Origin of the sequence: Nonomuraea bangladeshensis (assembly GCF_039529455.1) — a bacterium.
In the GTDB taxonomy this organism is placed as follows: Bacteria; Actinomycetota; Actinomycetes; order Streptosporangiales; family Streptosporangiaceae; genus Nonomuraea; species Nonomuraea bangladeshensis.
The window spans coordinates 100,827-117,981 of record NZ_BAAAMV010000003.1 but is presented as its reverse complement, the minus strand read 5'-3'; the positions used below and the strand labels follow the sequence as shown (position 1 = coordinate 117,981).

The window sequence follows — 17,155 nt, the reverse complement described above, 5'->3', positions numbered from 1 at the left end:
TGCCCGGCCCGATCGGTGGCGGTCCAGGCCGGTGTCTTCCCCCAAAAACACCGGCGGTCCCGCACTTGCGGCTCGCGGTCCCCCTCCGCGTCCGCTTCGGTGAAGGTCGGTCGGCCAGAAACCCAGTGCTGTGCTCCTGACCTGCTATAACGCTACCGAGACGAATGCAACGGTCGCGTCATAACGGGGTCGAATATCTGTTTAATCCGACTCAGGAAGCTCCCGACTAGGGCAGCTCCAGCCGAACCTCCGTGCCGTCCTGGAGCGACGTGCTCACCGTGCAGTACTTCTCGTGCACCCGCCCGGCCACCGCGCGGAACACCTCGCCGGCCGCCTCCGACGGCAGCTCCACGTCGTAGGTCACCGTCACCGGGCCCAGCCTGTTGGACTCCACCTTCTGCGCCTCCACCGTCATCGCCAGCCGCACCAGCCGGTGCCCGCGCTGAGCGGTGAGCGGCTCGACGGTGACGATGTTGCAGCCGCCCACCGCCGCCAGCAGCAGCTCCACGGGCGTGAACGCCCCTTCGTCGTCGCCGCCGCCGATCCGCACCTCTGCCCCACGGGCGTTGGTGGCCCGGAATCCGCCGTCCTCGGTCCGTTCGACCCACACGTTAGCCATGTTTCAGACACTACTCAGAAAGCTTTCATGTTCGTTCAGCACCGTGGAGACATGGCAAGCCAGGCGCACGCTCATCATCACGGTCCCGTCCTGTTCTGGTGCGGTGTCGCGGTCGCCGAGCTCGGCGCGATCCAGCCGGGCCCCGGTCTCCTCTGGCGGCCCACGGCGTACGTGGCCGCCGCGCTGCTCGTCGCGATCGGCTTCCTCACCGCCGAGGCCGCGGATCGGCTCAGCAGCCCGCGGGCCAGGCAGCGGCTGCTGCTCGCCGGCTATCTCTCCGGCGCGCTGCTGGTCGCCCAGCAGGCCGGCGCGTTCACCGGGACGGCCGGCCCCGTCCAGGCCGGCTCGCTCCTGCTGTACGTCGTGGCCGCGGTGGCGGCGCTCCACGGCCACGCGCCCTCCCGCGCCACCGCCAAGGGCACCCTGCTGATCGCCACCGGCCTCGACGCCGGCGCGCTGCGGGCCCGGCTCGACGGCGGCTCCGGCGGCGACGGCGCCGGTGACGCCGACACGATCGCGATCTACCGTACCGACCGGGTCACCGACGAGCTGCGCGATCTCGCGGCCCGGCACCGGCTCGTGCTCGTCGAGGGCGCCGAGCACGACCCGCGCGCCAAGGAGCGGATCAGCGCCTCGGGGCTGGCCCGCGAGATCCCCGACCTCGCCGAGCGGGACGTCGTGGTGGCCGGTCCCCGGCCGTTCCAGCGCTATGTCGGGGGCGCGCTGTCCCGCCTGGCCGTGCCCCGGTCACAGATCCGGTTCACCTCGCGGCTGAAGGCGCGGCCCGCACTCGGCGCCGAGCTGCCGCCGCTCCCGATGGACGAGGAGGCGAGGTGACCGTTCTCCCGTGAAGGACGCTAGGCGTCGGGGTGTTCGCGCAGATAGCTCAGGTACACCGGGCGCAGCGCCTCGCCCAGCTCGCCTTCCCCGGCCGCGATGGCGTCCGCCAGCAGCGCCGACACCTTGGTCAGATCGGCGTCCGTCTCGTGACCGGAGGCGGCCTCCGCCGCCGGGATCACCTTCAGCAGTTCCCACAGGAACCCCAGATCGCCATGACGCACGGCGTAGCGCACCGCGCGCTCGTGCAACTCGTGTGCCGGCAGAGATTCGAGCCCGTTCGCGTTCATCTCGCTCCTTCCCCCGCCCGCCCCTTCCCCTCGCGGGGGCGGCGATAACCGATCAGCGACCATCAAGCCGGGCACGTAGTCACCGGCAGCCCCTATCGCGGCGCCGAGCGCAAAGTGGGAGTATCAACCAGCGTGAAGTTCATCATCCGAACCCTCGCGGCGGCGGTGGCCCTCTGGGTGGCCGTCCAGTTCATCCCCGGCATCGACGTCAACACCCCCGCCAACTCGGCACAGTACTGGGGCGTCCTGCTGCTCGTGGCGCTGATCTTCGGCGTCGTCAACGCCATCGTCAAGCCGATCGTGAAGGCGCTCGGCTGCGCGATCATCGCCCTCACCCTCGGGCTGTTCCTGCTCGTGATCAACGCGGCCATGCTGCTGCTGACGAGCTGGATCTCCGGCCAGCTCGGCATCCCCTTCCATGTGGAGGACTTCTACCCGTCGGCGTTCTGGGGCGCGATCATCGTCAGCCTCGTGAGCTGGCTGCTCGGGCTGATCCTCCCCGACGGCGACTGACCCTCCGATGGCGACGGCGGTCCTGCTCGACGGCTCCGGGCTCACGTGCGCGCAGGTCCACGACGTCGCCCACGGCGACGCCCGCGTCGAGCTCGGCTCCCTGGACCGGGCGCGGGCCGCGTGGGTGACCGCCCAGGAGCTGACCGGCCCGGTGTACGGGCGCAGCACCGGGGCGGGCGCCAACAAGGACGTCCCGGTCCGGGAGCCCGGCCTCGGCCTGCTGCGCAGCCACGCCATCGGCGCCGGTCCCCCGATCGAGCCGGCCCGTGCGCGGGCGATGCTCACGGTCCGGCTCAACCAACTGCTCGCGGGCGGCTCGGGGCTCGACCCGGCCGTCCTTCCCGTGCTGGCGGCGGCGGTCAACGACGGCTTCGTCCCGCCGGTCAGCACGTACGGGGCCATCGGCACCGGCGACCTCACCGCCCTCGCCACGACGGCCCTGTGCCTGCTCGGCGAACTCCCCTGGCTCCACTCCCCGGCCACCCCAGCCCCCGCGCCTGCCGAGCCGCGGTTCGCGCTCGCCTCCGAGGACGCGCTGCCGTTCATCAGCTCGGGCGCCGCCACCCTGGCCGACGCCGCCCTCGCCTGCCACCGGCTCCGCGTCCTCCTCGACGGCGCCGTGGACGTGGCCGCCCTGTCCTACACCGCCATCGGGGCCTCGGCCGAGCCGCTGGCCGCCGTCGTACAGGAGGCCCGCCCGCATCCCGGGCAGGCCGCGGTCGCCGCCCGCCTGCGCGGCCTCCTCGCCCGCGAGCAGGCCGCCCGCATCCAGGACCCGTACGGCTTCCGCGCCTTCGCCCAGGTCCACGGCGCCGCGCTGGACGCGCTCGGCCGCGCCCGCGAGGCCGTCGAGACCGACCTGAACGCCGCCGCCGAGAACCCGCTCATCGCGGGCTCCCTCGCCTGGCACAACGGCAACTTCCACGCGGCCCCGATCGCCCTCGCCCTGGACGGCCTGCGCGCCGCGGTCGCCCAGACCGCGCAGCTCAGCACCGCCCGCCTGGCCACCCTCATGGACCCGGACTACACGGGCCGCCACCGCTTCCTCGCCGACCGGCCGGGCGCCTCCGGCGTCCTGATCCTGGAGTACGTCGCCCAGGACGCCCTCGCCGAGCTCCGCCACCTCGCCGCCCCGGTCACGACCGGCACCGCGGTCATCTCGCTCGGCGTCGAGGACCACGCCAGTTTCGCCACCCAGGCGGCCCGGCACGCGCTGCGCTGCCTCGAACCCCTGGAGATCGTCTTGGCCTGCGAGCGCACCGCGGCCACCCGCGCCCTCCATCCACCGCCGCCCGACCGCACCCTGACCGCCGACCTCACCGCCTCCCGCCAGGCCCTCACCGCCTGGTGACCAGGCAGCTCAGGGGCGAGGGGCGGTGGAGGCGCGCGGGCGCAGGGTCGGGGCCTGGACGACGCGGCGGCGGCGGGTCGCCCCGTCGGCGGCGGCGGCCGTGAGGCGGACGGCGGCGCGGACGATCCCGTCGATGTCCCAGTCGACCGTCGTCAGCCCCGGCGTCAGCAGCCCCGACATCGGATGGTCGTCGTAGCCCATGACGGACACGTCGCCGGGGATCGACAGCCCGAGCTCCTGCGCCGCCGCGTAGACACCGTAGGCGATCGAGTCGGCGAAGCAGAAGACGGCGCTCGGCTTGCGGTCGAGCAGGATGTCGCGGGCGGCCGCGGTGGCGGCGGTCATGCCGTGGGGCGCGGTGGTGACCGCGATGTCGAGCCCCAGGCGCTCGGCCTCGGCGGTGACGTGGACGTCGGCGGGCCGGTCAGGGGTGCTGGGCCGGGTGGGGGTGAGGACGGAGATGCGCCGGTGGCCGAGGTCGCGCAGGTGCTCAAGGGCGAGGGTGACGCCGCGCCGGTTGTCGAAGACGACCTCGCCGGCGGTGCCGGGCAGCGAGTCGCCGATCGCGATCACGGGCAGCGACTCGCACAGCTCGCTCCAGAACCCGGCCGACGGGTCGAGCGGCTGCACGATCAGGCCGTCGACGCGCTGGTCGCGGAGCTGCTGCGCGAGGACGCGCTCACGGGCGGGGTCGCCGACGGCGTCGAGGATCAGGGCGTAGCGGTCCTTCTCCCGCAGCCCTCTGCTGATGCCGACCGCCAGCGACTGCTGCCAGAGGTCTTCGAGCGATCCGCAGAGCAGCCCGATCATCCCGCTGCGCCCGCTGGCCAGGGCCCTGGCGATGGGGTCGGCCTCGTAGCCCAGCTCGGCCGCCGCGGCGCGCACGCGCTCCATGGTCTCCTCCGAGACCTGAAGGCCGCGCAGCGCGTAGGAGACGGCCGCCGGCGACAGGCCGGTGGCCTGGGCCACCTCACGGATCGTCGCTCTCTTGCGAGGCATTGGACCAGCCTATGGCCTGCCACCGACAGAATCGGGTTTCCCCGGGAGTGAGCGCGACGGGCCGGCCGTTGACAGCGATCAGGTGAAGCGTTTCACTGAACCGTATCACTGAATCGCTTCACTCTCCCGGTGTCCCTGGACAGCAGGTTTGTATGTAATATCAGTAGGAAATGAGGGGAGGGGTGATCGTGAGCGGTGGGATCGACGTCCATCAGCATCTGTGGACGGGTGCGTTCGTGGCGGCGTTGCGGGCGCGCACGGCCCCGCCCCGGCTCGACGGCTGGACGCTGATCCTCGACGGCGAGCCGCCTTACGAGGTGAACCCGGCCGACCACGAGCACCGCGACACCACCGGCCTGGACCTGGCGCTCGTGTCGCTGTCGAGCCCGCTCGGCATCGAGTTCCTGCCGCCGGAGGAGAGCTGGCCGCTGCTCGACGCCCACCACGAGGGGGCGCTCGCGCTCGGGGCGCCGTTCGGGGTCTGGGCGGCCACCTGCCACAGCGAGCCCGATCCCGACCGGCTGGCGGCCGACCTCGACCGCGGCTGCGCCGGACTGCAGATCCCGGCGACGGCCGTGCCCGACGACCGGCTGCTGGAGGTGCTGACCGACCGCGACCTGCCGCTGTTCGTGCATCCCGGCCCGGCGCGCGTCCCCGAGGGAGCGCCGCCGTGGTGGCCGGCGGTGGTGCCGTACGTGCAGCAGATGCACCAGGCGTGGCACCACTTCCAGGCCGTCGTCCGGCCCCGGCACCCGAGGCTGCGCGTGTGCTTCGCGCTGCTCGCCGGCCTCGCGCCGCTGCACTCGGAGCGGCTGCTGGCCAGGGGCGGGACCGGCCGGGGCCTGGTCGACCCCGGCGCCTTCGTCGAGACCTCCTCCTACGGCCCCCGCGCGATCGACGCGATCGTCAGGGAGCTCGGCGTCGACGTCGTCGTCAACGGCTCCGACGCCCCCTACGCCACCGCCCCCGACCCGGGCCTCGGCGCCGCCGCCGCCCACGCCATCCGCGTCACCAATCCCCGCCGCCTGCTGGGCATCCGTCCCGGGGCGACCGTTCCATCGTCCAGAGAGGAGACACGTACGTGAGCACCGACCAGATCCAGCAGGACGGGGGGACCTGCCACGCCCTCCCCGAGCGCACGCTCGACCGGCGCGAGCTGCGCGACCTGGTGGACCGGCTGGCCGCCAGCCCGCAGGAGTGGGAGGAACTGGTGGACTTCCCCGAGGACGGCGGGCGGCACTACGCCTCGCTGCACCGCGACGCGTACGTGGACGTATGGGTCCTGTGCTGGCGTCCCGAGGACGACACAGGGTGGCACGACCACGACATCTCCTCGGGGGCGGTGCGCGTGGTGCAGGGGGCGCTGCGCGAGTGCAATCCGCGCATCGGCGGCGAGCACCTGGAGACGGTGGTCACGGAGGGGCAGTCGTTCTCGTTCGGGCCCGACCACATCCACCGGCTGACGGGGGCGGTGGAGCGCAGCGTCTCCATCCACGCCTACTCGCCGCCGCTCTGGCGGCTCGGGCAGTACTCGATCGACGGCACCGGGGTGATGCGGCGCGTGTCCGTGAGCTACGCCGACGAGCTGCGGCCCCTGGACGACGTGGGGGTGGCCGCCGAGGTGGCCGTCGGGGTGGCCTGACGTCAGCGCGGGCGCAGCACGCAGCAGCTCGCGCAGGGCTCCACGCCGGGGAGCGTGATCCACAGGCAGCAGGTCCTGCGGAAGTAGCCGTCGCCCGCCGGCTCGATCAGGCCGTCGACCGGCGGGCCGATCCGCCTGAGCAGCTCCATGTAGTCGCCGGGCACGACGGAGGTCAGCGGCTGCGCGAACGCCTCGGCCGTCGAGCCCCACAGCGTGCGCTCGCCCACCCTGGCCCGGCGGCTGATGGCGGCGACCAGCGGCTGCTGGGCCTCGGCCAGCGACTCGCCGATGGCGTCCGTGCCCTCGGTCCAGATGACGCGGGTGGCCGCGATCGTCACGCCGGCCTCGGAGACCTTGAACCACGTCTCGGCGGGCCGCATGATCGGCACCCGTCCGTCGAGCGCCCAGCCGAGCGCCATCGGCAGCGTGTGCCAGTAGCCGTACGTCTTCCAGAACAGCGCCGCGCCGACGTGGTGCGGCGCGTTCCAGCGCCGGGCCGTCTCGTCGATCAGCTCGTCCAGCAGCGTGTGAGGCTCCCGCATCAGCTCCGTGACCGGTGTCCAGGTGTCGTCCGGCTCGATGACCAGGCCGGGCTCGACCCCGAGCACGCCGCCGCGGTCGTCGGCCATGCGCTGGAGCACGTCGGTCAGCACCCCGAAACCCCTTTCCGTACTCTTCACGGTCGGCCCGGCCCCAACGTAGCAGGGCGGCCGGCGAACCAGCCGGCCACGATCTGCACCGCCAGCACCCCCAGCGCCACCATGAGCGGCACGTTCCAGCCGCCGGACAGCTCGCGCAGGTAGCCGAAGAGCAGCGGGCCGAGCGCGGCGATCACGTACCCGACCGACTGGGCCACGGCCGACAGCGCCGTCACCGCGGCCGGGTCCGCCGGACGCAGCGCGATGATGAGCAGCGCGAGCGCGAACGACGCGCCCTGCCCGAGCCCGAGGACGATCATCCACAGCCACGGGAGGGTCGTCGGCGCCAGCAGCACGCCGAGGTAGCCGAGCACGGTCAGCACGCCCGAAGCCACCACGTACGGCACCTGCGAGGCCCGCCGCCCGGCCAGCACGGGGACCGCGAGCGAGGCGGCGACCTGCACCAGGTTCGTCAGGCTGAGCAGGTAGCCGGCCTGCTCGGCGGGCACGCCCCGCTCCATGAAGATCGTCGGCAGCCAGGCCAGGACGACGTAGAAGGTGAGGGACTGCAATCCCATGAGCGCGGTGACGTACCAGGTGACGCGGCTGCGCAGCACCGTGCGGAAGGGGCGGGGGCCGCTCGGCTGAGGGGGCTGCGCGCGCAGCGCCTGCGGCAGCCAGAGCAGCGCCGCCAGCAGGGCGGGCACGGCCAGCAGCGCCGTCACCCCGCGCCAGCTGAACCCGGTGAGCCGCTCGACCGGGATCACCGCCGCCGAGGCGATGGCCGCGCCGGCCACCACGGCGGAGACGTAGACGCCGGTCATCACGTTGATCCGGGTCGGGAAGTGCTGCTTGACGACGCCGGGCATGGAGACGTTCATGACGGCGATCGCGGTGGCGGCCAGCGCCGAGCCGAGGTAGAGCATCGGCGCGCCGTCGAGCCCGCGCAGCGTCACGCCGCAGGCGATCACGAGCAGGCCCGCCAGCAGCGTGCGGTCGAGCCCGATCCGCCGCGCCAGCACGGGCGCCACCGAGCCGAACACGCCCAGGCAGACCACCATCACCGTGGTGATCGCGCCGCCGCCCGCGGGCGAGAGGCCCACGTCGCCCATGATCTCGTCGAGGAGGGGGGAGACGCCCGCGATGGCCGGGCGCAGGTTGAGCGCGGCCAGCACGAACCCGGCCACGAGCACCACAGATCGCAACGACATAAGCGTCCACTCTGGCACACGCCCTGACAGCGTTGTCCGCCCCCGTACGGTGAGACATGATCCAGGCGTGAGACCGACGATGAAGGACGTCGCCACGGCGGCGGGGGTGGCGCTGAAGACCGTGTCGCGGGTGGTCAACGGCGAGCCCGGCGTCCATCCGGCCACGGCCGAGCGGGTGCGCGCGGCCATCGACCGGCTGGGTTACCGCCGCAACGAGAGCGCGCGGGTGCTGCGCAGGGGCAGGACCGCGACGATCGGGCTGGTCATCGAGGACGTCGCCGACCCGTTCTACGCGGGACTCAGCCGGGCCGTCGAGGACGTCGCGATCGCGCACGACTGCCTGCTGCTCAGCGGCTCGTCCGGGGAGGAGCCGGGGCGCGAGCGCGAGCTGGTCGAGACGTTCTGCGCGCGGCGGGTGGACGGGATCGTCGTCGTGCCGGCCGGGGCCGACCACGGCTATCTGCGGCCGGAGCTGGACGCGGGCACCAAGGTGGTCTTCGCCGACCGGCCGCCGGGGGCGGGACTCGACGCCGACACCGTGCTCGCCGACAACGCGGGCGGGGCCGGGCGGGCCGTACGCCACCTGCTCGGGCAGGGGCACGAGCGGGTCGCGTTCGTCGGGGACGCCCCGGCCATCTACACCGCCGCCGAGCGCCACCGCGGCTACCGGGACGCGCTGGGCGACCGGTACGACCCCCGCCTGGTCGCGATGCGGCCGCCCGCCGAGGAGGCGATGCGGGCGGACCTGGAGCGCATGTTCGCCCTGGACCGGCCGCCCACCGCGCTCTTCACCGGCAACGGGCGCTGCACGGTGACGGCGCTACGGGCGCTCGCCGGGCGGAAGGTGGCGCTGGTGGGCTTCGACGATTTCGAGCTGGCCGACCTGCTGCGGCCAGGGGTGACGGTCGTGGCGCAGGACCCGGCGTGGATGGGACGGGTGGCGGCCGAGCTCCTGTTCCGCCGCCTGCTCGGCGACGAGGGCCCGCCGGAGCACATCCGGCTCCCGGTCCGCCTCATCCCACGCGGCTCGGGCGAGCTTCCGCCGTGAGTGCTCAGCCCGCATGACTCGGGCGAGCTTTCCCCATGAGTGCTCAGCCCGCGTGACTCGGGCGAGCTTTCCCCATGAGTGCTCAGCCCGCGTGACTCGGGCGAGCTTCCCTCATGAGTGCTCAGCGCGCGCGACTCGGGCGGGGTTCCGCCGTGAGTGCCGGCGGGCGCAGGATGCCGGTGAGGGCCAGGGCCACCAGGATGCCCGCGACGCCCGCGACCGCGATGGCCGTCGCCGGGCCGGCGGCCTCGCCGAGCGCGCCGACGACCGCCGCGCCCAGTGCCTGCCCCGTCATCAGCCCCGCCGACTGCAGCCCGAACGCCTGCCCGCGCGTCTCCTCCGGCACCACGTCCACGAACCGCCGCTGCAGCCCGAGCTGGTACGCCAGCCCCGCCGCCCCCAGCGCGGCCAGCACCGCGGCCCAGCCCACGCCGGGCGCGAGCGCGAAGCCCACCCAGGGCGCCCCGAGCAGCACCGCGAGCGGCAGCGACAGCCGTTCACGCAGCTCGGGACGGGCGAAGCGGCCCACCACGAACTCGCTCACCGCCATCCCGCCCGCGGCCGCCGCCAGCACCATCCCGGCTCGGCCCTCGCCGTCGAGGTAGGGCACGACCATGGCCTCGGCCCCGGCCACGCACACGCACGGCAGCCATTGGGCGAGCAGCAGTCCCCGTACCCGCCGGTCGCCGACCAGCCGCCGGTTCACCCGCAGCGTCTCGCGCACCGCGTCGCCCCACCCGGACAGCACCCGCCCGGCCTCCCGGACGACCCGGGCCGGCCGGTGCGGCAGGCCCACGCGCAGCACCACGGCCGCCACGACGGACAGCGCCGACGTGACGGCCAGCCCCCCGGACGGCCCGGTGACCGCCAGGAACGCGCCCCCGGCCGCGAGCCCCACGATCTGCGCGCTCGCCGAGGCCACGTTGAGCACCGACCGCCCCAGCACGAACGCGTCCCCGGGCAGCACCTCCGGCAGCATGGCCGCCCGCGCCGCCATGAACACCGGCGAGAACAGCCCGGTGGCCAGCACGAGCGCCAGCAGCGCCCACACCGGCAGCTCCGCGTACGCCAGCACCAGGCAGGTCACCGCCCGCACCACCTCGCCGGCGATCATCAGCGCCCGCGGCGCGACCCGGTCGGCCAGCGACAGCAGGAACAGCCCGCCCACGATGAACGGCAGCCACCCCGCCATGTACGCCGCCGCCGACAACCCCGCCGACCCGGTCCGCGCGTACACCAGCACGGACAGCGCCAGCATCTTGACCACGTCCCCGGCGATGAGCAGCACGAAGCTGCCGAACAGCACCCGGAACTCCTTGACGGCGAACACCTCGCCGAACGTCGCGCCCTTCACCCGACCGATGGTGCGGACCGCACCCCCACTCGCGCGACTTCTTCGGATATAACCGAAAGGTGCCGGTGCGCATCGACGTGACCTCGCAGGACCTGATGGCCAGCAGGTTCGCCATCTCCCCGCTGATCGAGACCATGCACGCCCAGTGGATGCTGGCCGGGCGCGTCCAGGCGGGCCCGCACGCGGAGTGGGTGGAGCGGTGGCGGGGCACGTACGCGCGGCTCGCCGCCCGCTACCCGGCGCTGCGGGCCGCCGCCGCGGTCAGCGGCAACATCGGGGCGGCGAACGTCGACTTCATCGCCCCTCCCCCGACCGCCGTGGACGTCGCCTTCGCCGACGAGCTGGCCGCCGTGCGCGCCACCCCGGTCGCGCGGGCGCACGCCGAGATCGAGCGGGTGCTGGCCCAGCGCCCGCCGGTCACCGGCTGGGTACGGCACCTGCTGCTCGGCCCGGAGGTGGTGGAGCTGTTCGCGGAGGCGTACGAGGCGCTGTGGACCGACATCCTCGTCCACGACTGGGCGCGCCTCCACGCGATCCTGCAGCGGGACGTGGCCTATCGGGCGGGCCGGCTGGCCGCCTACGGCTGGGCGGCGGCCCTGGACGACCTCAGCCCCCGGGTCCGGTGGCGGCGGAGCGGGCACATCGAGGTGCGGATGCTCTCCGGGCGCGAGGAGCGGCACGACCTCGGGGGCAGGGGCCTGCTGTTCCTGCCGTCGGCGTTCATGACGTCCATCGCCACCTATCTGGACGAGTCGTGGCCGTACGCGCTGCTCTATCCCGCGCGCGGGCTGGGCGCGGCACCGCCCCGGGCCGACGCCGGCCTGGCGCTGCTGATCGGCCGCAGCCGGGCCCGCATCCTCGCCGAGCTGGCCGAGCCCGCGACGACCACGCAGCTCGCCGCGCTGCTGGGCCAGAGCCCCGGCACGACGGGCGAGCACATCGCGGCACTGCGCCGCACCGGCCTGATCGCGGGGGCCCGCGTGGGCCGCGGGGTCCTCTACACCCGAACGCCGCTCGGCGACGCTTTGATCAACGGCTAGCCTGGGACATCAAAGGTATGCTCGTTGAGCATCAGTTCTGCAAACCTGTTCAAGGAGGGCGCATGAACGCCGCCGACGCCGCCCCCGACACCCAGCAGGCCAGGTTCCCGCACGAGCTGATGTACGCGGCGGCGCAGCAGTACTACCTGGAGGACGCCACCCAGGGCGACATCGCCAAGCGGCTCGGCGTCTCCCGCGCGACCGTGAGCCGGCTGCTCACCGAGGCCCGCAGGCAGGGCATCGTCGAGATCAGGGTGCACCGCCCCGACACCATGGCCGACGGCCCGCTGGCCGACGAGGTGGCTCAGGCGCTCGACCTGCGCCGGGTCCACCTGGTGCCCAAGGTCAGCGGCCCGGCGCTCGGCCCGTGGCTCGCGCCCGGGGTGGCCCGCGCCCTCGCCGGCGTGGGGCTGGAGTCGGGCGACGTCGTGCTGGTCGCCTCCGGCACCACCGTGTACGAGTGCGCCCGCGAAGGGCTCGGCCAGTTCCCCGGCGTCACGATCGCCCCGGCCGTCGGCGGCCAGGAGGAGCCGCAGCCCTGGTTCCAGACCAACGAGACCACCCGCATCCTGGCCGAGCGCGTCGGCGGCGTGCCCGCCTACCTCTACGCGCCCGCGCTGCCCGGCCCCGAGCTGTTCTACTCGCTGCAGCACGAGCCGTCCGTGCGCCGGGTGATGGATCTGTGGGCGCGGGCCAAGTGCGCGCTGGTCGGGGTCGGCTCGGCGCCGCTCATGCGGCAGATGGTGCCCTCGCTCATGCCGCGCGACGCCGAGAGCCTGCGCCGGGCCGTGGGCGACGTGTGCATGCGGGTCTACGACCGCGACGGCGAGCCGGTGACGTACCCGGGGAGCGAGCGGCTGGTGGCCGCCAAGCCCGAGGAGCTGCGCCGCATCCCGTCCGTCATCGCGGTCGCGGTGGGCGCGGAGAAGGTCCTGTCGATCGTGGCCGGCGCCAGGGGCGGCTACTTCAACGAGCTCGTCACGGACACCCCGACGGCCGAAGGGCTCGTGGCCGCCGCCCACCAGCTCTAGGCGCTGAACATGTGTGCTGGACAAAGTTTCTGACTGCACGCTAACGTCGTCGCGTGAGCAGCGAGGGCAGGACCTGATGGCGGTCGTCTGCGTGGACGCCGGCACCACGGTCATCAAGGCGGTCGCCTACGACCACACCGGCGCGGAGTCGGCGCTCGCCCGCCGCGCCACCGCCGTCTCCCGCCCCGCCCCCGGCCACGCCGAGCAGGACATGGGCGCGGTCTGGGACGCGGTCGCGGCCACGGTGCGCGAGGTGGCCGCCGCCGTCGCCGAGCCGGTCGAGCTGGTCGCCGTCACCGCCCAGGGCGACGGCTGCTGGCTCGTGGACGCGGGCGGCGAGCCGACGGGACCCGCCGTCCTCTGGAACGACGCCCGCGCCGCCGCCACGGTCGACGCCTGGACCCGCGACGGCCTGGCCGCCGCGGCCTTCAAGATCAACGGCTCCTCGGCCGCCTCCGGGCTGCCGCACGCCGTCCTGTCCTGGCTGCGCGCCCACGACCCGGCCAGGCTCGACCGGTCGGCCGCCCTGCTCACCTGCGGCGGCTGGATCTGGTCGCGGCTCACCGGGGAGCTCGCGGCCGAGGAGTCCGACGCCTCGGCGCCGTTCATGGACCTGCGGGCGCGGGCGTACGCGCCGGAGCTGCTGCGCCTGTTCGGCATGGAGTGGGCCGGACGGCTGCTGCCGCCGGTGCGCTCCTGCCCGGTCGCCGGGCTCACGCGGCGGGCCGCCGACGCGCTCGGCCTGCGTGCCGGCGTTCCCGTGGTGATGGCCCCGTACGACATCGTCACGACCGCGCTCGGCGCGGGCGCGGTCGCTCCGGGTCAGGCGTGCGCCATCCTCGGCACCACCCTGTGCACCGAGGTCGTCGCCGAGTCCCCGGCGCTGGACGGCGAGCCGACCGGCATCACGATCGCGCTGCCCGGCGGCTACCTGCGGGCCTTCCCCACGTTCGCCGGGACCGAGGTGGTGCAGTGGACCTGCCGCCTGCTGGGCCTCGGCGGCCCCGAGGAGCTGGGCGAGCTGGCCGGGCGGAGCGAGCCCGGCGCGGGCGGGCTCGCGTTCCTGCCCTACCTGTCGCCGGCCGGGGAGCGGGCGCCGTTCTCCGACCCGCTGGCGCGCGGCGCGCTGCTGGGCCTGTCGTTCGAGCACGGGCCCGAGCAGATCGCGCGGGCCGCGCTCGAAGGGCTCACCCTGGTCATCCGCGACTGCCTGGCCGCCACCGGCACGGACCCCGGCGAGCTGCGGGTGTGCGGCGGCGGCTCGGCCAGCGCCACCTGGCTCGGCCTGATCGCCGACGTCACCGGGCTGCCCGTGCGGCGGCCGGCCGACGCCGAGGTGGGGGCGCGGGGCGCGTACGTGGCGGCGCTGGCGGCCACGGGAGCGGCCCCGTCGCTCGCCGCGGCGGCGGCCGAGCACGTACGCCTGCGCGACGCCGTTGAGCCCCACCCGGACCGCCGCGCCCGCTACGACCGGTTGTTCGAGGACTTCCTGACGCTCCGCGCGGGCCAGGCGGACGCCTGGCCGCTGCTGGCCGAGATGCGGGGCCGGGCATGAGCGTGTGGATCGGCGTCGACCTCGGCACGCAGAGCGTGCGCGCCCTGGTCGCCGGCGGCGACGGCGAGGTGGCCGGCGCCGCCGCCCGCCCGCTCACCAGCCGGCGCGAAGGACCCCGCCACGAGCAGGACCCCGAGCAGTGGTGGCGCGAGCTGGCCGCCGCCACCCGCGAGGCGCTGGCCGGCGTGGCCCCGGAGCGGGTGCGGGGCGTCGCGGTCGCCGCGACCAGCGGGACGATCCTGCTCACCGACGCGGCCGGCCGCCCGCTGACACCCGCCCTCATGTACGACGACCGCCGCGCCTCCGCCGAGCGCGCCAACGAGGCGGGCGCGGCCGTGTGGGAGCGCCTGGGCTACCGGCGCATGCAGCCCAACTGGGCGCTGCCGAAGCTGCTCTGGCTGCTCCGCGACGCCCCGGCGGGCGCCCGCGCCGCCCACCAGAGCGACTTCGTCAACCGGCGGCTGGTCGGCCACGAGGTCGCCACCGACCTCGGCAACGCGCTCAAGACCGGCGTGGACCTCGAAGCCGAACGCTGGCCGGACGAGGTGCTGGACCTGCTGCCCGCGGGCGTGCTGCCCGAAGTGGTCCGGCCCGGCGCGCTCCTCGGCACGGTCTGCGCCGAGGCCGCCGCAGAGACCGGCATCCCGTCCGGCACGCCGGTGGTCGCGGGCTCCACGGACGGCTGCGCGGCCCAGCTCGGCGCGGGCGCGACCCGCGTCGGGAGCTGGAACTCGGTGCTCGGCACCACGCTGGTGCTGAAGGGCGTGACCGAGGAGCTGATCCACGACCCGCTCGGCGTCGTCTACTCCCACCGCGCCCCCGACGGCTCCTGGCTGCCTGGCGGCGCGTCCAGCACGGGCGCCGGCGTCCTTTCCCGCGACCTGCCGGGGCGCGACCTCGACGCGCTCAGCGCGGCGGCCGCCCGCAGAGAGCCGGTCGCCGCCGTGACCTACCCGCTCGTCTCGCGCGGGGAGCGCTTCCCGTTCGACGCGCCCGCCGCCGAGGCGTTCACGCTGGGCGAGCCCGCCGACGACGTCGAACGGTACGCCGCGATCCTGCTCGGCGCGGCGTTCGTCGAACGGCTGTGCTTCGACTACCTGGACCTGCTCGGCGCGCCCGTGGACGGCGAGATCATCCTCACCGGCGGAGCCACGCGCAGCGACCACTGGACCCGGCTGCGCGCGGACGTCCTCGGACGTCCCGTGACGCTGCGCGAGAACGCCGAGCCCGCGCTCGGCATGGCCGTGCTGGCCGGCGGCGACCCGGCCCGCATGATCAGGACCAGGGCCGTGGTCGAGCCGTCCGGGGCCGGGCGGCCGGAGCTCTACCTGCGGTTCGTCGCCGAGCTCGAACGGCGCGGCTGGCTGGACCCCCACGTCGCCGCACACGCCCGCGAGAGGACCACCCGATGACCGACCTCGTGCTCGTCCGCCACGGCGAGACCGTCTGGCACGCCGAGAACCGCTACGCGGGCGTCAGCGACGTCGAGCTGACCCCGCGCGGCCACGAGCAGGCGGCCGCGCTCGCCGAGTGGGCCGCGGACGCGGGGCTGACGGCCGTCCTCGCCTCCACGCTCAGCCGCGCCGTGATCACCGCCACCGCCGCCGCCGAACGGGCCGGCCGCGAGCTGCGCACCGACGCGCGCCTCGTGGAGCTGGACTTCGGCCAGGGCGAGGGGCTGACCTCGGCGGAGATGGCGGCGCGCTTCCCCGAGGCGCGGGCCGCGTTCGAGGCCGACCCGGCCGCGCATCCGCTGCCCGGCGGCGAGGACCCGCGCGCCGCCGCCGAACGGTTCGTGGCCGCACTGCGGGACGCCGCGGCGGCGCACCCCGGCGGGCGGGTGCTGGTCGTGGCGCACACGACGGCGATCAGGCTGGCGCTCTGCGCGCTGATCGGGGTGCCGCTCGGCGAGTACCGGCGGCTGTTCCCGCGCCTGGACAACTGCGCACTGACCGAGTTGCGGCTCCGCGACGACGGACGGCCCGCACTGCTTCACTACAACTGCCCGATGGGAGCCGTTCGTTGACCATCCGAGTCCTTGCCGCAGGTGACCACTTCGTCACCAACCGCCTGCTGGTGGACGCGCTGCGGCGCGAGGTCCCCGGCGAGGTGGACGTCCGCGAGCTGACGCTGCCGTGGCCGGTGGTGCCGTTCGGCCGCGTCGGCGAGGTGGACGAGGCGTCGGACGTCGAGGACGAGCTGATCGAGGCGCTGCGCGACGTCGAGGTCTGCGTGACCCAGATGGCCCCGCTGACCAAGCGCGTCCTCGACGCCTCCCCCGCCCTGCGGCTGTTCTGCGTCAGCAGGGGTGGTCCTGTGAACGCCAACCTGGAGGCGGCGGCGCGGGCCGGGGTCCGGGTGACGTTCGCGCCGGGCCGCAACGCGGTGGCCACCGCCGAGCACACGCTCGCCATGCTGCTCGCCGCGACCCGCCGCATCCCCCGGACCCACGCCGACCTGGCGGGGGGCGTGTGGCGCGGCGACTACTACACCTACGACAACGTGGGGCCCGAGCTGGAGGGCGGCACGGTCGGCCTGATCGGCTACGGCGCGATCGGCCGCCGGGTGGCCAGGATGCTGGCAGGGTTCGGGGCCGAGGTGCTGGTGCACGACCCGTACGTGGACGTCCCCGGCAAGGTGGAGCTGCCGGAGCTGCTGCGCCGCTCGCGCTTCGTCTCCCTGCACGCCCGCGCCACCGCCGAGACCGCCGGCCTGATCGGCGCGGCCGAGATCGCCGCCATGCCGCCGGGGTCGGTGCTGGTCAACTGCGCGCGCGGCGCGCTGCTCGACTACGACGCGCTCTGCGACGCGCTGGAGTCCGGCCACCTGTTCGGCGCCGCGATGGACGTCTTCCCCGAGGAGCCGATCCCCGAGGGCTCGCGCCTGCTCACGGCGCCGAACCTGGTCATGACCCCGCACCTGGCCGGGGCGAGCAAGGAGACGGCGGCGAAGGCCGCCGCGATCGTCGCGGCCGACGTGGCCCGCTACGTCCGCGGCGAACCCCTCCTCCACGTCGCCAATCCCTGA

General features: G+C 74.6%; 18 protein-coding genes. 12 read left to right on the top strand and 6 right to left on the bottom strand.

Annotated elements, in window-relative coordinates; genetic code table 11:
- Positions 1–226: 226 nt before the first annotated feature.
- Positions 227–619: an OsmC family protein gene (locus ABD292_RS08720; RefSeq protein WP_344206547.1), complete on the bottom strand. Its 393-nt coding sequence runs from the start codon at positions 617–619 to the stop codon at positions 227–229.
- Positions 620–670: 51 nt separating this feature from the next.
- Here ABD292_RS08720 and ABD292_RS08715 point away from each other — a divergent pair, with 51 nt between their 5' ends.
- Positions 671–1,456: a ferredoxin reductase domain-containing protein gene (locus tag ABD292_RS08715; RefSeq protein ID WP_344206546.1), complete on the top strand. Its 786-nt coding sequence runs from the start codon at positions 671–673 to the stop codon at positions 1,454–1,456.
- A gap of 20 nt (positions 1,457–1,476) precedes the next feature.
- Here the strand turns inward: ABD292_RS08715 and ABD292_RS08710 are convergent, their stop codons facing one another.
- Complete coding sequence (locus ABD292_RS08710) at positions 1,477–1,746, bottom strand: hypothetical protein (protein WP_091078274.1); 270 nt, start codon at positions 1,744–1,746, stop codon at positions 1,477–1,479.
- Positions 1,747–1,878: 132 nt separating this feature from the next.
- On the opposite strand from ABD292_RS08710, the gene ABD292_RS08705 reads away from it, so the two are divergent.
- Together ABD292_RS08705 and ABD292_RS08700 are read left to right on the top strand one after the other, a co-directional pair.
- Positions 1,879–2,259: a phage holin family protein gene (locus ABD292_RS08705; RefSeq protein WP_344206545.1), complete on the top strand. Its 381-nt coding sequence runs from the start codon at positions 1,879–1,881 to the stop codon at positions 2,257–2,259.
- A 7-nt stretch (positions 2,260–2,266) separates the two neighbouring features.
- Positions 2,267–3,610, top strand: coding sequence for an aromatic amino acid lyase (locus ABD292_RS08700; protein ID WP_344206544.1), 1,344 nt, complete (start codon positions 2,267–2,269; stop codon positions 3,608–3,610).
- Positions 3,611–3,619: 9 nt separating this feature from the next.
- On the opposite strand, the gene ABD292_RS08695 is transcribed toward ABD292_RS08700, so the two are convergent.
- Positions 3,620–4,609, bottom strand: coding sequence for a LacI family DNA-binding transcriptional regulator (locus ABD292_RS08695; RefSeq protein ID WP_344206543.1), 990 nt, complete (start codon positions 4,607–4,609; stop codon positions 3,620–3,622).
- Positions 4,610–4,797: 188 nt separating this feature from the next.
- Here ABD292_RS08695 and ABD292_RS08690 point away from each other — a divergent pair, with 188 nt between their 5' ends.
- A complete protein-coding gene (locus ABD292_RS08690) occupies positions 4,798–5,694 on the top strand; it encodes an amidohydrolase family protein (RefSeq protein WP_344206542.1) in 897 nt (298 codons plus the stop codon).
- Positions 5,691–6,251 carry a cysteine dioxygenase gene (locus tag ABD292_RS08685; protein WP_344206541.1) on the top strand — a complete coding sequence of 187 codons (561 nt, stop codon included), beginning with the start codon at positions 5,691–5,693 and terminating at the stop codon, positions 6,249–6,251. Before ABD292_RS08690 ends, ABD292_RS08685 begins: the two co-directional genes overlap by 4 nt.
- 2 nt (positions 6,252–6,253) lie before the next feature.
- On the opposite strand, the gene ABD292_RS08680 is transcribed toward ABD292_RS08685, so the two are convergent.
- A complete protein-coding gene (locus tag ABD292_RS08680; RefSeq protein ID WP_344206540.1) occupies positions 6,254–6,904 on the bottom strand; it encodes a (2Fe-2S)-binding protein in 651 nt (216 codons plus the stop codon).
- A gap of 23 nt (positions 6,905–6,927) precedes the next feature.
- Positions 6,928–8,100: a CynX/NimT family MFS transporter gene (locus ABD292_RS08675; protein WP_344206539.1), complete on the bottom strand. Its 1,173-nt coding sequence runs from the start codon at positions 8,098–8,100 to the stop codon at positions 6,928–6,930.
- A 67-nt stretch (positions 8,101–8,167) separates the two neighbouring features.
- On the opposite strand from ABD292_RS08675, the gene ABD292_RS08670 reads away from it, so the two are divergent.
- A complete protein-coding gene (locus tag ABD292_RS08670; RefSeq protein WP_423446356.1) occupies positions 8,168–9,148 on the top strand; it encodes a LacI family DNA-binding transcriptional regulator in 981 nt (326 codons plus the stop codon).
- A 121-nt stretch (positions 9,149–9,269) separates the two neighbouring features.
- Here the strand turns inward: ABD292_RS08670 and ABD292_RS08665 are convergent, their stop codons facing one another.
- Positions 9,270–10,502, bottom strand: coding sequence for an MFS transporter (locus ABD292_RS08665; protein WP_344206538.1), 1,233 nt, complete (start codon positions 10,500–10,502; stop codon positions 9,270–9,272).
- Positions 10,503–10,567: 65 nt separating this feature from the next.
- On the opposite strand from ABD292_RS08665, the gene ABD292_RS08660 reads away from it, so the two are divergent.
- The 6 genes from ABD292_RS08660 (at position 10,568) to ABD292_RS08635 (ending at position 17,155) form a co-directional block, all read left to right on the top strand.
- Entirely contained in the window at positions 10,568–11,542 is a 975-nt protein-coding gene (locus ABD292_RS08660) for a DUF5937 family protein (protein ID WP_344206537.1), read from the top strand.
- A 62-nt stretch (positions 11,543–11,604) separates the two neighbouring features.
- Positions 11,605–12,573, top strand: a complete 969-nt coding sequence (locus tag ABD292_RS08655) for a sugar-binding transcriptional regulator (RefSeq protein ID WP_344206536.1) — start codon at positions 11,605–11,607, stop codon at positions 12,571–12,573.
- Between the two features lie 76 nt (positions 12,574–12,649).
- On the top strand, positions 12,650–14,128 hold the full coding sequence (locus ABD292_RS08650) for an FGGY family carbohydrate kinase (protein WP_344206535.1): 1,479 nt from the start codon (positions 12,650–12,652) through the stop codon (positions 14,126–14,128).
- A complete protein-coding gene (locus ABD292_RS08645; RefSeq protein ID WP_344206534.1) occupies positions 14,125–15,540 on the top strand; it encodes an FGGY-family carbohydrate kinase in 1,416 nt (471 codons plus the stop codon). Before ABD292_RS08650 ends, ABD292_RS08645 begins: the two co-directional genes overlap by 4 nt.
- On the top strand, positions 15,537–16,154 hold the full coding sequence (locus ABD292_RS08640; RefSeq protein WP_344206533.1) for a histidine phosphatase family protein: 618 nt from the start codon (positions 15,537–15,539) through the stop codon (positions 16,152–16,154). The genes ABD292_RS08645 and ABD292_RS08640 overlap by 4 nt, the downstream gene beginning before the upstream one ends.
- On the top strand, positions 16,151–17,155 hold the full coding sequence (locus tag ABD292_RS08635) for a 2-hydroxyacid dehydrogenase (RefSeq protein WP_344206532.1): 1,005 nt from the start codon (positions 16,151–16,153) through the stop codon (positions 17,153–17,155). Before ABD292_RS08640 ends, ABD292_RS08635 begins: the two co-directional genes overlap by 4 nt.